This window comes from Pandoraea pneumonica (genome assembly GCF_049918595.1).
GTDB classification, from domain to species: Bacteria; Pseudomonadota; Gammaproteobacteria; order Burkholderiales; family Burkholderiaceae; genus Pandoraea; species Pandoraea pneumonica_A.
Genome location: NZ_JBNCRZ010000002.1, coordinates 241817 through 254699, shown reverse-complemented (window position 1 = coordinate 254699; position 12883 = coordinate 241817). Strand labels below are relative to the sequence as shown.

The 12883-nt window shown below is 60.9% G+C and carries 11 protein-coding genes and 1 tRNA gene; 6 read left to right on the top strand and 6 right to left on the bottom strand.

From position 1 onward, the window contains the following. Nucleotides 1-67: 67 nt before the first annotated feature. Nucleotides 68-967 carry a pirin family protein gene (locus ACPWR9_RS07680; RefSeq protein WP_426297561.1) on the bottom strand — a complete coding sequence of 300 codons (900 nt, stop codon included), beginning with the start codon at nucleotides 965-967 and terminating at the stop codon, nucleotides 68-70. Nucleotides 968-1132: 165 nt separating this feature from the next. On the opposite strand from ACPWR9_RS07680, the gene greB reads away from it, so the two are divergent. After that, a complete protein-coding gene (gene greB, locus ACPWR9_RS07675) occupies nucleotides 1133-1693 on the top strand; it encodes a transcription elongation factor GreB (protein ID WP_426297563.1) in 561 nt (186 codons plus the stop codon). Between the two features lie 72 nt (nucleotides 1694-1765). Here the strand turns inward: greB and ACPWR9_RS07670 are convergent, their stop codons facing one another. The 4 genes from ACPWR9_RS07670 to ACPWR9_RS07655 all read right to left on the bottom strand — a co-directional run bounded on the left by ACPWR9_RS07670 (nucleotide 1766) and on the right by ACPWR9_RS07655 (nucleotide 6169). Next, nucleotides 1766-4186, bottom strand: a complete 2421-nt coding sequence (locus tag ACPWR9_RS07670) for a RelA/SpoT family protein (RefSeq protein ID WP_426297565.1) — start codon at nucleotides 4184-4186, stop codon at nucleotides 1766-1768. A gap of 63 nt (nucleotides 4187-4249) precedes the next feature. Next, on the bottom strand, nucleotides 4250-4456 hold the full coding sequence (rpoZ, locus tag ACPWR9_RS07665) for a DNA-directed RNA polymerase subunit omega (RefSeq protein WP_039397582.1): 207 nt from the start codon (nucleotides 4454-4456) through the stop codon (nucleotides 4250-4252). 100 nt (nucleotides 4457-4556) lie between these two features. Continuing rightward, the gene (gene gmk / locus ACPWR9_RS07660; RefSeq protein ID WP_426297567.1) at nucleotides 4557-5234 is read right to left on the bottom strand and encodes a guanylate kinase; all 678 of its coding nucleotides are present in this window, start codon (nucleotides 5232-5234) and stop codon (nucleotides 4557-4559) included. Between the two features lie 5 nt (nucleotides 5235-5239). Then, nucleotides 5240-6169 carry a YicC/YloC family endoribonuclease gene (locus ACPWR9_RS07655; RefSeq protein WP_426297569.1) on the bottom strand — a complete coding sequence of 310 codons (930 nt, stop codon included), beginning with the start codon at nucleotides 6167-6169 and terminating at the stop codon, nucleotides 5240-5242. Between the two features lie 271 nt (nucleotides 6170-6440). On the opposite strand from ACPWR9_RS07655, the gene rph reads away from it, so the two are divergent. From rph to hemW, 3 genes are read left to right on the top strand one after another with little or no spacing between them, the layout of a single operon-like run. After that, on the top strand, nucleotides 6441-7169 hold the full coding sequence (rph, locus tag ACPWR9_RS07650) for a ribonuclease PH (RefSeq protein ID WP_426297571.1): 729 nt from the start codon (nucleotides 6441-6443) through the stop codon (nucleotides 7167-7169). Nucleotides 7170-7171: 2 nt separating this feature from the next. Beyond that, nucleotides 7172-7789 carry an RdgB/HAM1 family non-canonical purine NTP pyrophosphatase gene (gene rdgB, locus ACPWR9_RS07645; RefSeq protein ID WP_058378102.1) on the top strand — a complete coding sequence of 206 codons (618 nt, stop codon included), beginning with the start codon at nucleotides 7172-7174 and terminating at the stop codon, nucleotides 7787-7789. Between the two features lie 5 nt (nucleotides 7790-7794). Continuing rightward, nucleotides 7795-9015, top strand: coding sequence for a radical SAM family heme chaperone HemW (gene hemW / locus ACPWR9_RS07640; protein WP_426297573.1), 1221 nt, complete (start codon nucleotides 7795-7797; stop codon nucleotides 9013-9015). Nucleotides 9016-9116: 101 nt separating this feature from the next. On the opposite strand, the gene ACPWR9_RS07635 is transcribed toward hemW, so the two are convergent. After that, nucleotides 9117-10859, bottom strand: coding sequence for an acyl-CoA synthetase (locus ACPWR9_RS07635; RefSeq protein ID WP_426297575.1), 1743 nt, complete (start codon nucleotides 10857-10859; stop codon nucleotides 9117-9119). 315 nt (nucleotides 10860-11174) lie between these two features. On the opposite strand from ACPWR9_RS07635, the gene ACPWR9_RS07630 reads away from it, so the two are divergent. After that, nucleotides 11175-11264: transfer RNA gene (locus tag ACPWR9_RS07630), tRNA-Ser, on the top strand. 465 nt (nucleotides 11265-11729) lie between these two features. Continuing rightward, complete coding sequence (locus ACPWR9_RS07625) at nucleotides 11730-12797, top strand: ParA family protein (protein ID WP_426297577.1); 1068 nt, start codon at nucleotides 11730-11732, stop codon at nucleotides 12795-12797. Nucleotides 12798-12883 lie beyond the last annotated feature (86 nt).

Genomic DNA, 12883 nt, shown 5'->3' with positions numbered 1-12883 from the left:
CCGCTAGCCAAATGAAAAAGCCCGCTACCGGCGCATCCGGCAGCGGGCTTTTCAACAGAAAACCGACTTATTTCGCCGCGGGCTTACGCTCGGGAATCGGAATCCATTCCGTCTCGCCGAGCACGTGGCCCATCTCCTGCGCCATCCATGCGGTCTTGGCCTGCTCGATGCGCTCGCGGCTCGACGACACGAAATTCCAGAAGATGAAGCGGTCGCCGTCAAGCGGCGCACCGCCCAGCAGCATCAAGCGTGCAGGCTTGTCCCCTGCCACGACATTCACGTCGCCACCGGGCGCGAGGACGCCCATGCGTTGCTCCGGCAGCAGATTACCGTTCACCGTGACCTCGCCTTGCACCGTGTAGATGGCGCGTTGCTCGTATTCCGGCGGCAGCACGAACGCCGCGCAAGGCTCCATATCGACGGCAAGGTAGAAGATCGGCGAAAACACCTTCACCGGCGACGTCTCGCCGAACGCTTTCCCGAGAATCAGCCGCATGTGCACGCCCGGCGCAAAGATATCGGGCAACGATGCCGCCTCGTGATGCGAGAACGACGGCTCGGTCTCCTCGTCAGCCTGCGGCAGGGCCACCCAAGTCTGGATGCCATGCACGTCGCCGCCACGCTCGCGCACGTCCGGCGGCGTGCGCTCCGAGTGCACGATGCCGCGCCCGGCGGTCATCCAGTTCACGGCACCCGGCGTGATGCGCTGGTCGCTGCCAAGGCTATCGCGGTGGTGAATCTCGCCATCGAACAGATAGGTCACCGTCGCCAGCCCGATATGCGGGTGCGGGCGCACGTCCATGCCCTGCCCCGGGGCGAGCGTCGCGGGCCCCATGTGATCGAAGAAGATGAACGGCCCGACCGTTTTAAACGGCAGGCTCGGCAGACTGCGCTGCACGGTGAAAGCGCCGATATCGCTCGTGTGCGGCTTGAGCACGTCGAGGAAAGGACTGGAGGACTCGGTCATGACGCGATGCTCCTGCGGGTGTGTTGGGGGGAGGGATGACCGATTGTAGAGGACATTGCGGGCCAGGTCATGACGCATCGGTGGCAATGGCGCGTCGCAAGGCTCCTATAATGCAGGCATCCCGAAACGCTTTTTATTGCGCGCCACTACGGTGCGCTCAGGCTCATGAACAAAGCATTCGTCAAAGAAGACACCGGCGACGACGATGACGATCTCGACGCTGGCGCTCCCGCCATCCCGGCGGGCGCGAAGAATTACATCACGCCGGCCGGCTATCAGCGCCTCAAGGACGAGTTGCTCGACCTGATCGACAATCAACGTCCCGAAGTGGTGAAAATCGTGTCGTGGGCGGCCTCGAACGGCGACCGCTCGGAGAACGGCGACTACATCTACGGTAAGCGCCGCCTGCGCGAGATCGACCGTCGCATTCGCTTTCTCACCAAACGTCTGGACAACGCCGAAGTCGTCGACACGCGTCGGCAGGAGAACGTCGACCAGGTGTTCTTCGGTGCAGAAGTCACCTATGCCGACGGCAAGGGCGACGAACACACCATCATGATCGTCGGCATCGACGAGGTTGATCTCGACCGCGGTCGCGTCAGCTGGATTTCACCGATGGCACGCGCCATCACCAAGGCGAAGGTCGGCGATACGGTGCCGTTGCGCACGCCAGCGGGCCTCGAACAGATCGAAATTCTGGACGTGCGCTATCCGCCGTCGGAATGACCGCAGAAACGCTTTAAGGGGAATTCAACGAAAAACCGACGCAGTGCCATCCGGCATGCGTCGGTTTTTTCGTCAGTAGGGACCGCGCTCGCGTGTAATACGCATCGCGTGATTGGCGTGCAACTCTTCCTGATGACGCTCGCTCGGCCGTTCGCGGGCCACCCGCATCACATCCGGATTCACGCGAATACGGCGCATCACGTTGGCCAGATGCACGCGGTCGCTCACTTGAATCAGGAAGCGCAGCGTGGCCGATTCGTCCGGCACCACCTCATCCATCCCGATGTGCACGATATTCGCGTCCGACGCCGTGATATCGGCCGCCACACGCGAGAACACACCCCGGTTGTGATGCACCAGCACCTTAATGCCGACGTCGAACAGACGGCCCGGCAGCGGTGCCCATGCCACGTCGATCCAGCGCGTCGGGTCTTTGCGGTGGATACGGCGCGCGACCGGGCAATCGGTCGTGTGAATCGCCATGCCCAGCCCAATGCCGATATAACCCATGATCGCGTCGCCCGGAATCGGACGGCAGCACGCCGAGAACTGCACCGACATGCCTTCGGTGCCGGTAATCAGCACCGGCGGGCCGACGTTCTCCTCGCCTGAGCGCGGTGCGTCCGGATCATCCGGGCTGTCGTCGTTCTCGCCTTCCTTGCCCGAGGTGAGCACCGCGAGGCGCTTGGCCATCACCGCCGCGACACGACGGCCGAGACCGATGTCGGCAAAGATGTCCTGACGATCCTTGTTGCCGGTCCACTGTGCGAGCTTCTCCCAGATTTCCGGAGAAATTTCGCTCATCGTGAGGCCGTAGCCCTTCAGGGCCTGCTCGACCAGACGCTCGCCAAGCTGCACCGACTCGGCAAAGCGCATCGTCTTGAGATAGTGGCGAATCGCTGAGCGCGCCTTGCCAGTCCGCACAAAGCCCAGCCACGCGGGGTTGGGCTTCGAATAAGGTGCGGTAATGACTTCGACGATGTCGCCGTTCTTCAACTCGGTGCGCAGCGGCAGCAACTCGTTGTTGATCTTGACGGCCACACACTGGTTGCCCAGATCGCTGTGCACTGTGTAGGCGAAGTCGAGCGCCGTCGCACCGCGCGGCAGCGCCATGATGCGTGCCTTGGGCGTGAAGACGTAGACCGCATCGGGGAACAAGTCGATCTTGACGTGTTCGAGGAATTCGGTGGAATCGCCGGTTTCGCTCTGGATGTCGAGCAGCGATTGCAGCCATTGATGCGCGTACTTCTGCACATCGTTCATGTCGGCGCCGCCGTTCTTGTACAGCCAGTGCGCCGCCACGCCCGCCTCGGCAATCTCATGCATGTGGCGGGTACGAATCTGGAATTCGATGGGTGTGCCGAACGGCCCCACGAGCGTCGTGTGCAACGACTGATAGCCGTTGACCTTCGGAATCGCGATGTAATCCTTGAACTTGCCCGGCACCGGCTTGTACAGCGCGTGCAGCACGCCAAGCGAGAGATAGCACTGCGGATTCGATTCCACGACGATACGGAAGCCGTACACGTCGAGCACTTGCGAGAACGACAGCTGTTTTTCCTGCATCTTGTTGTAGATGCTGAAAAGCGTCTTCTCGCGACCAAAGACGTCGGCACTGACGCCGCCTTCCTTGAGGGCCTTCTCGACCGCGTCGAGAATCTTGCCCACCACCTCGCGCCGGTTGCCGCGCGCGGCCTTCACGGCCTTATCGAGCACGGCGTAACGACGCGGATGGTAATTCGCGAAGCTCAGATCCTGAAGTTCGCGATAGGTATTGTTCAGGCCCAGCCGGTGGGCGATGGGCGCATAGATGTCGAGCGTTTCGCGCGCCACGCGTCGACGCTTCTCGGTCGAGGTGACGCCCAGCGTGCGCATGTTGTGCAGCCGGTCGGCGAGCTTGACGAGGATGACGCGGACGTCGCGCGCCATGGCGAGGAGCATCTTGCGAAAGCTCTCGGCCTGGGCTTCCTCGCGGCTGCGAAACTCCATCTTGTCGAGTTTCGACAGACCGTCGACCAGTTCTGCGACTTTCGGCCCGAACCGCTCGGCGAGTTCGGCCTTGGTCACGCCCTGGTCTTCCATCACGTCATGCAGCAGCGCAGCCATGATCGACTGTGCGTCGAGCTTCCACTCGGCACAGATTTCGGCAACGGCGACGGGATGGGTGATGTAAGGCTGTCCGCTTTGGCGATATTGGCCCAGGTGGGCTTCGTCGCTGAACTGGAAGGCTTCTTTGATTTGCGCGAGTTCGCTTTCCTTGAGGTATTCCCCCAGCATGCCCTTCAGACGGGCAATGGAAACGACTTCGTGCTTACGCGGCTGCTCGGGCGTCGCGGTCGGCCCGAAGAGGTGCCGATACGACTGCTCGAGCAGTGCGTCGATGTACTGCCGCGTGGCGCTTTCGCCCTTTTTCTTCTTGCGCTCGGGCTTGGGCTCCCCCGCTTTGGGTTCATCCGCAGCGATGGACGTGGCCGGTGATTTCGCGTGACTCATACGTGTACCTGCATCGTCGAGCGGCCCGGAACGTCACATCGCATCAGTGCTGTCTCCTGAGAATCAGAGCGGCACTTTCTTGAGCATCTCGATGCCCACCTGACCCGCCGCGATTTCGCGCAGCGCGACGACGGTCGGCTTGTCCTTGTTGTTCTCGAGCTTCGGCGTGTGACCTTGCGCCAGTTGGCGAGCGCGGTAGGTCGCAGCGAGTGCGAGCTCGAAGCGATTCGGGATTTGTTTCAGGCAATCTTCAACGGTAATTCGGGCCATAAGGAGGTTCCTTCTCAATATAGGGCGTATTCTATCGCAGCCAGCGAACGCTCGCGTAAAACGCGAAGGCGCACTGGCGCGCAGCGATACAGTAGCCGGGTTATTCGTCGTCTTGCGGCGAGTGAATGCCGAGTTCGATGAACAGTGATTCGTGACGCGCACGCTGCGATGTGAAGCCCAAACGCGTGGCCGTGACCACCGATTGCAACTCCGCCAGCGCGCGTTGGAAGTCTTCATTGATGATGATGAAGTCCGCTTCCGGCGCATGGGCCATCTCGCCACCCGCCGCCAACAGGCGACGCGTGATGACATTCGGTTCGTCCTGACCGCGCTTCTTCAGACGCTCTTCGAGCGCAGCGATCGACGGCGGCAAGATGAAGATGCCGACCGCATTCGTGAAGCGCTTGCGCACCTGCTGCGCGCCCTGCCAGTCGATTTCCAGCAACACATCGTGACCGTCGCGCATTTGCGCTTCGATCCACACGCGCGACGTGCCGTAGTAGTTGCCGTGCACTTCCGCGCTCTCGAGGAATTCCCCTTGCTTGCGGCGTGCGACGAAATCTTCCGCCGTCAGAAAGTGGTACTGCACGCCATCTTCTTCACCGGGACGCGGCGGGCGAGTCGTGCTCGAGATCGACAGGCGAATCTCGTCGTCTTGCGCGAGCAGCGCGTTGACGAGCGTGGATTTACCCGCGCCCGAGGGGGCGACCACCATGAACAAGTTGCCGGGATACTCGGCATGCAAGACGGTTTGCGGGTTGGGCGATTGCGGGGACATGCGACTTACTCCAGATTCTGCACTTGCTCGCGCATCTGCTCGATGTAGAGCTTGAGCTCCATCGATGCATCGGCAAGTTCTTTCGAGGCGGCCTTCGAGCCGAGCGTATTCGCTTCGCGATTGAGCTCTTGCATCATGAAGTCCAGCCGTTTGCCCACCAGGCCTCCCTTGTCGAGAATGTGGCGGGTTTCCTTCAGGTGAGCATCGAGGCGCGTGAGTTCTTCCGCCACGTCGATGCGCACACCGTACATCGTGACTTCCTGACGAATACGCTCGGAAATTTCTTCCTTGCTCGGTGCCGTGGCCCCTTCGGGAACCACGATGCCCAGCGCTTCGTGCAGGCGGTCGATGATCTTTTGTTGATGACGCGCGATCAGGTCCGGCACCAGCGGTTGCAGGCCCGTGAGGATCGTCTCCATGCGCTCGATACGCTCGATCAGGCTTTGCTTGAGTTGGGCGCCTTCGCGCTTACGCACTTCGACGAGATCGCCGATGGCAGCACGTCCGGCATCGATGACTGCGTCACGCAGCGCTTCGGCCGTGACCGACTCTTCGCCGAGCACGCCCGGCCAGCGCAGAATTTCGCCGGTGCGCATACGTTCTGCATCGGGGAAAAGCGCGAGCACTTGTTGTTCGAGGTCGGCGAGTTGGCGCACGGCGTCGATATTGAGCGCGCCGTTCACACCGCTTTCGGGACGTTGCACGTTAATGCGGATGTCGACCTTGCCGCGCGAGAGTTTGGCGGTCAGGCCTTCGCGCAATGTCGGTTCGCACGCGCGCGCCTCTTCCGGCATACGGAAAGCCAGATCGAGGAAGCGCGAATTGACCGTGCGCAATTCGACCGACACGCTAGCGCCTGCGGCTCCATCGGCATGCGCAATGTCGCGCGTGACGCTGGCGTAGCCGGTCATACTGTAGATATTGTTGTCTTTCATCGGGGTGACCAGTACCACATGCCCATGACACTTTGTCAGCGGGTCGGATGCAGTAACCAGTTTTGCATGCATGGATGAAACGCGATTATCGCATTTTCCGGCCGAGGGGCTGGGGAATCGCCGCGCCGAGCAACGCCCGATGCCTCGCCGCATCGTCCTTAGTGCCTGCCCGTGGACTCGGGCAGCGTGAGCCGCTCGCGCCAAGCGCAACACATTTAGCGATACCATTCGGGTATTGCTGCATCAATCCACCCTCGCAGGACACTCATCCATGACGCAAATCACCCGCCCGGACGGCCGTGCGCACAACGCACTGCGCCCCGTGCGCATCACCCGCCAGTACACCCGTTACGCCGAAGGTTCCGTGCTCGTCGAGTGCGGCGAAACCAAGGTCATCTGCACCGCCAGCGTCGAAGAGAAGGTGCCGGGCTTCCTGCGCGATTCGGGCCAAGGCTGGCTCACCGCCGAGTACGGCATGCTGCCGCGCGCCACGCACACCCGCAGCGACCGCGAAGCCGCACGCGGTAAGCAAAGCGGGCGCACGCAAGAGATTCAACGCCTGATCGGCCGCTCGCTGCGCGCCGTGTTCGATCTCGAGAAATTCGGTCCGCGCACCATCCAGATCGATTGCGACGTGATTCAGGCCGATGGCGGCACGCGTTGCGCGTCGATCACCGGCGCGTTCGTTGCTGCGCACGACGCCGTATCCAAGCTCATCGCCGACGGCAAGCTCGAAGCTTCGCCCATCCGCGCCCATGTGGCCGCCGTGTCGGTCGGCTTGTATCAAGGCCAGCCGGTGCTCGATCTGAACTACGCCGAAGATTCCGCCTGCGACACCGATATGAACGTCATCATGACGAGCGAAGGCGGTTTCGTGGAAATTCAGGGGACAGCCGAAGGTGCCCCGTTCACGCGCGAACAAAGCAATGTGCTGCTCGATCTGGCCGACGCCGGCATTCGCCAACTGATCGAAGCGCAGAAGCGCGCGCTGGGAGTGTAACGATGGCGATGCAGAAGATCGTCCTCGCGTCGAATAACCCGGGCAAGCTGCGCGAGTTCGCGTCGTTGTTCGAGCCGCTCGGCATTGAGCTGGTGCCGCAGGGCATGCTCGGTGTGTCAGAGGCGGAAGAGCCGCATGTGACCTTCATCGAGAACGCGCTAACCAAGGCGCGTCACGCGGCGGCCGCCACTGGCCTGCCCGCGCTTGCGGACGACTCCGGTCTGTGCGTGCCGATCCTCGGCGGTGCCCCGGGCGTGTATTCGGCGCGTTACGCCGCACGCGCGGGCCGCGAGAAGTCGGATGCTGCGAACAACAAGCATCTGATCGAACAACTCGCGCCGCACGCCGACAAGCCGGGCTATCGCGATGCGTATTATTTCGCCGCGCTGGTGCTCGTGCGTCACGCCGAAGATCCGCAACCGATCATTGCCGAAGGCCGCTGGGATGGCGAGATTGTCGACACGCCGCGCGGCGCGCACGGTTTCGGCTACGACCCGCATTTCCTGATTCGCTCGCTGAATCAGACTGCCTCGGAGCTGGATCCCGCCGTCAAGAATGCCCACAGCCACCGAGCCCGTGCGCTGCGCGTGCTGCTTGAAAAGCTGGGCCGGGAGGCGTGAGCGGTATGAGTGATTCCACGCTGCCCGTGCAGAACTTTCTGCGGCCCGGCAAGATCAGCTTGCCGGCGTTGCCGCCGATGTCGCTGTATGTGCATTTCCCGTGGTGTGTGCGCAAGTGCCCCTACTGCGACTTCAACTCGCACGAGTGGCGTGGCGCGGGCGGCGCGCAAGCGTTTCCCGAGCAGGCTTATCTCGACGCGTTGCGTCAGGATCTGGAACAGGCGCTTCCGCTCGTGTGGGGCCGTCCGGTGCATACCGTCTTCATCGGCGGCGGCACGCCTAGCCTGCTGTCCGCTGAGGGTCTCGACCGGTTGCTCTCCGACTTGCGCGCGTTGCTGCCGCTGGACGCCGACGCCGAGATCACGATGGAGGCAAACCCGGGCACGTTCGAAGCCGACAAGTTCCGCAGCTTCCGGGCGAGCGGTATCAACCGGCTGTCGATCGGTATTCAGAGTTTCAATAGCGAACATCTCAAGGCGCTCGGACGTATTCACGATGGCGACGAAGCACGTCACGCCATCGAGATTGCGCAGGCGAACTTCGAGAACTTCAACCTCGATCTGATGTACGCGCTGCCGAACCAGACGCTTGCGCAATGTCAGCAGGACGTGGAGACGGCGCTGTCGTTCTCGCCGCCGCATTTGTCGCTGTATCACCTGACGCTCGAGCCGAACACGCAATTCCACAAGTATCCGCCGACCGTGCCGGACGACGACACGGCCGCCGACATGCAGGATTGGATTGCCGAGCGCACGACAGCGGCCGGGTTCGATCATTACGAAGTGTCGGCGTATGCGCAGCCGCATCGTCGCGCCAAGCACAACCAGAATTACTGGGAGTTTGGTGACTATCTGGGCATCGGCGCGGGGGCGCACAGCAAGATTTCGTTCCCGCACCGTGTCTTGCGTCAGATCCGACACAAACACCCGCAACGCTTTATGGAAGCGGCTGCCGCAGGCAACGCAGTGCAGGAAGAGAACGAAGTCGACGCGCGCGATTTGCCGTTCGAATTCATGCTCAACGCGCTGCGACTCACGGGCGGTGTGAAAAGCGAGTTGTTTGCCGACCGCACCGGCTTGCCGATGTCGCGCATTGCGAAGGCATTGACGGCGGGTGTCGAGAAGGGGCTGCTGGTCGATGATCCGCAACGTATTGCCCCGACCGAGATGGGACAACGGTTCCTGAACGACCTGCAAGGGATGTTTTTGGACCGTTCGGGTAGCTGAAAACGCTAAACGAGAAAGTGAAATGCCGGGCACATTTGAACTGATGTGCCCGGCATTTTCATTTTGACGATCTATCTTTAGCGCGCCTCCGCGCCCTGCCCTCACCCCAGCGCAGAACCCACTTCCCGAAGCGCCTTGCGAATGATCTTGCCGGTGACGGTCATCGGCAATTCCGGCAGGAAAACGACCTTGCGCGGATATTCATGCGCGGCGAGACGCGTCTTCACGAAGTTCTGAATCTCTCGCGCCAGTTCCTCCGACGGTGCGAACCCTTCCCGAAGCACGACAAACGCCTTCACGATTTCCGTTCGAAGCTCATCCGGCTCACCAATCACGGCGGCGATCTGCACCGACGGATGGCGGATCAGACAGTCTTCAATCGGCCCCGGGCCGATGCGATAGCCTGCACTCGTGATCACGTCGTCCGACCGCCCAGTGAACGTGATGTAGCCCTGCTCGTCGACAAATCCCGCATCGCCAGTGAGCAGAAAGTCGCCGCGATACTTGTCCATCGTGGCGTCGGGGTTATGCCAATAGCCGAGGAACATGACCGGATTGGGCCGGGCGATGGCGATGTTGCCGATCGTGCCGACGGGCAGCGGCACGCCTTCGTCATCGACAATCGTCACTGCATGACCACGCACGGCACGTCCAATGGCGCCGGGTAGCGCCGGAAATTCCGTGGCGCACGATGACACGACCATATTGCATTCCGTCTGCCCGTAGAACTCGTTGATATCGACGCCCAGGTGTTCCCTCCCCCACGCGAGCAACTCCGGCCCGAGCGACTCGCCGCCACTGGCGACCGAGCGCAATTGCAGCGGCCAGTGTTCGCGTGGCGAGGTGACGGTGCGCAGCATCTTGAGCGCGGTAGGCGGCAGGAAGGTGTTACGCACGCCGTGGCGAGCCATCAAATCAAAGGCCGCGACCGGATCGAACTTCTCGAAGCGCCGCGAGAGGACAGGCACGCCGTGATGCAGCGCGGGCAGCAGCACGTCGAGCAGGCCACCAATCCACGCCCAGTCGGCGGGCGTCCAGATCAGATCGCCTTCGTGGGGGAATCCGTTGTGCGACGTCTCTACACCTGGCAGGTGCCCTAACAACACGCGGTGTGCATGCAGCGCGCCCTTGGGCTTCCCGGTAGTGCCGGAGGTGTAAATGATCAGCGCGGGCGTGTCAGCGCGCGTCTGGACGGGCTCGAATTCGGTTTCCCGCCGCACGATGGCGGGCCAAAGCGCGAGCAGGCCGTCTTCGGCGACACCCCAGTCTTCGTCGTCCGAGACATGGTGATGGACTTCGGGCAGGTCGTCGTGAACGACATAAACGAGCCGTAGGTCGGGCAACTCGCCGCGGATGTCGTCAATCTTGCCGATGCTGGCGAGGTCTGTGACGAGTACGGCGGCGCCTGAATTCTGCAATCGATAGGCGAGCGCTTCAGGACCGAACAGCGTGAAGAGCGGCACGGCGATGGCGCCGAGCTTATAGGCAGCAACGTGGGCGACGAGCGTGGCGGGCGACTGGGGCAGAAAGATGCCGATGCGATCGCCTGCCTTGACGCCGTTGGCGCGCCATTCGTTGGCGAGTTGGTTGGAGAGTTGTTTCAGGACATCGAACGTTAGCCGAACGTGCACGCCGTCGCTGCTCTCGTGGATCAGGGCGAGGCGATTGGAGCCATCGGCCCATTTATCGCAGACATCGACGCCGATGTTGTAGAGCGTGGGAATCTGCCAGGCGAAGGGGGCGGAGGCGTGGGTTGGGGTGTCGTTCGGGATGGGAGTCGCGCGCTCGCCACTGGCGTCATTCGACGTCTCGCGGGCGTGGTCGCGGGAGGTATCGGCATCCATGCGGTGTCTCCGGGTCATGTCTGGCCTCGCACGGTACGCCGGGAGCGGTCACCGCACGTCTTGAAGCATGATGCATGCCGGAGGCGGACAAAACAAGGGGGAGACGGGAGAACTCTTGTATTTAAGCGGGGTGTGAGGCGATTTTGCTGCGTCGTGGGCTTCACATCGTGAGCCGAGCGGGTATAATGCGCGCTGCCGTGCGGTACCGGTCTGCGTGGGAATACCGACGCCGATTCCTCCGGACCGCACGCATCTCAAAAGCCGTCATCCCAGACGGCATCTCGTGCCACGACATTCGGTCGTGCGCAACGCCTCGGAGGCGTGCCAGAGTGGTTTAATGGACTGGTCTTGAAAACCAGCGAAGGGGTAACCCTTCCGTGAGTTCGAATCTCACCGCCTCCGCCAAATGATTTGATTAAAAAAGAAATCGCATTGAGCCCGCGGTTTCCATCGATTTGCTCGATAGCAAACTGCCCCATCCCGTCCGACGCAATCCAAATAAATCGTGATTACTTTGGCAGGTTGAATAGTCGGTTTGGTACACGTTCACCTGAACACACGGATTTCCCCTCGCAAAAGCATGTTCTTTAGCATTGCTCCGAACGGGACACTTCCAAGAGTGGCGAAACCCTGCCTCGCTTTCGGATGAGCAATAACCGTCGGTGGGGCTGCCATCAAAGCCCGCATACGTCAAAGTCCAAAACTGGCCAGGTGACAGACAGTCCCTATGCCAACTCAATCACTGCGCGTCCACGAGGCAGTAGCACCGTGGCTTCGCGGCGTTTCGCAAGTATCTAAACAGCCTGCTCTCGCTCCGAATATAATCTCCGACGTAGTACTAAACCATCTTAAATCGTCCGGGGAATCGCAATGGCGACAACGAGTTATGCCGTTTGGAACAACAAAGGTGGCGTTGGGAAAAGCACAATTACATTTCACATCGCCTGTCGATATGCGGAATTGAATCCAAATAAAAATGTTCTTGTGATCGACCTCTGCCCACAAGCCAACTCCAGCATGATGCTTCTGGGAGGTGGCGTTGTTGGGGAGGAGCATGTACTCAACCTTTGTACACAAGCGGTTCCGCGCACTGTGGTGGGCTACCTAAGCACAGTGCTGACGAATGGGCATGGCGCCCCGCTACCGAACCCACTGCAGTACATTCTGCCTGTGCATCAAGCCAACCCTGCGATTCCCCATAACCTCGGATTACTGTCAGGCGATGGCAATCTCGAACCTATGGCGCCAGCGATCTCCCAGCAAGCAAACAATATCCCGCTAGTACCGGCATTTCATCCTTGGGTCTGGGTGCACTTGATCTTCAAAAGGTTTATCGACTCCGTAGCTCAAGCCACGCCCCAGCGGGATTTGACTGTCTTCATTGACACAAACCCGAGCTTCTCGATCTATACCGAACTTGCCGTGTCAGCAGCTGAACGCCTGATCGTACCGGTTAACGCAGATGATTCGTCACGAGTAGCGACGAACGCACTGTTCGCGCTTCTTCATGGGCAAGTCCCACCGCATCCCGTATATGGTCGCTGGACGTTTGCCAGTAACGCGCAACTGCATGGGGTTCCAGTCCCGCAAATTCATACGATTGTTGGCAATCGTCTGACCCAGTATGCAGGTGCAGCCGGTGCATTTAGCGCTCTTTCGGATGCAACCGCGGATACACTCTTCAATGAGTACCGTATTAATCCGCACTATTTCACACCACGACAAATCGCGGCCGGAAATGTTGGCATGTTCCGCACGCTTTATTCAGTCGCCCTTCGGGATTTTAATACCGCAGGGGTGGTCGCCGCTCACTTGGGGCGCCCTTTGTCCAACTTGCCCGGCGGACATTACCCTGTCTACAACACCCAAATTCAGGTAAATGCAGATCGTGTAGCGGAGTGCGAGCGAGCGGTCGATCAAGTGGTTGCGATGCTCTGACATAAACGGCATGCTGAATGGTGCACTAAACTAAAAGACAGTTGAAGATCGCCGAAAAATAAAGAGAATTGGCGGACACTGTGTCT

Coding starts and splice junctions, on each gene's coding strand:
- ACPWR9_RS07680 (WP_426297561.1), bottom strand. CDS start 967: ATGACCGAGTCCTCCAGTCCTTTCCTCGACGTGCTCAAGCCGCACACG.
- greB (WP_426297563.1), top strand. CDS start 1,133: ATGAACAAAGCATTCGTCAAAGAAGACACCGGCGACGACGATGACGAT.
- ACPWR9_RS07670 (WP_426297565.1), bottom strand. CDS start 4,186: ATGAGTCACGCGAAATCACCGGCCACGTCCATCGCTGCGGATGAACCC.
- rpoZ (WP_039397582.1), bottom strand. CDS start 4,456: ATGGCCCGAATTACCGTTGAAGATTGCCTGAAACAAATCCCGAATCGC.
- gmk (WP_426297567.1), bottom strand. CDS start 5,234: ATGTCCCCGCAATCGCCCAACCCGCAAACCGTCTTGCATGCCGAGTAT.
- ACPWR9_RS07655 (WP_426297569.1), bottom strand. CDS start 6,169: ATGAAAGACAACAATATCTACAGTATGACCGGCTACGCCAGCGTCACG.
- rph (WP_426297571.1), top strand. CDS start 6,441: ATGACGCAAATCACCCGCCCGGACGGCCGTGCGCACAACGCACTGCGC.
- rdgB (WP_058378102.1), top strand. CDS start 7,172: ATGGCGATGCAGAAGATCGTCCTCGCGTCGAATAACCCGGGCAAGCTG.
- hemW (WP_426297573.1), top strand. CDS start 7,795: ATGAGTGATTCCACGCTGCCCGTGCAGAACTTTCTGCGGCCCGGCAAG.
- ACPWR9_RS07635 (WP_426297575.1), bottom strand. CDS start 10,859: ATGGATGCCGATACCTCCCGCGACCACGCCCGCGAGACGTCGAATGAC.
- ACPWR9_RS07625 (WP_426297577.1), top strand. CDS start 11,730: ATGGCGACAACGAGTTATGCCGTTTGGAACAACAAAGGTGGCGTTGGG.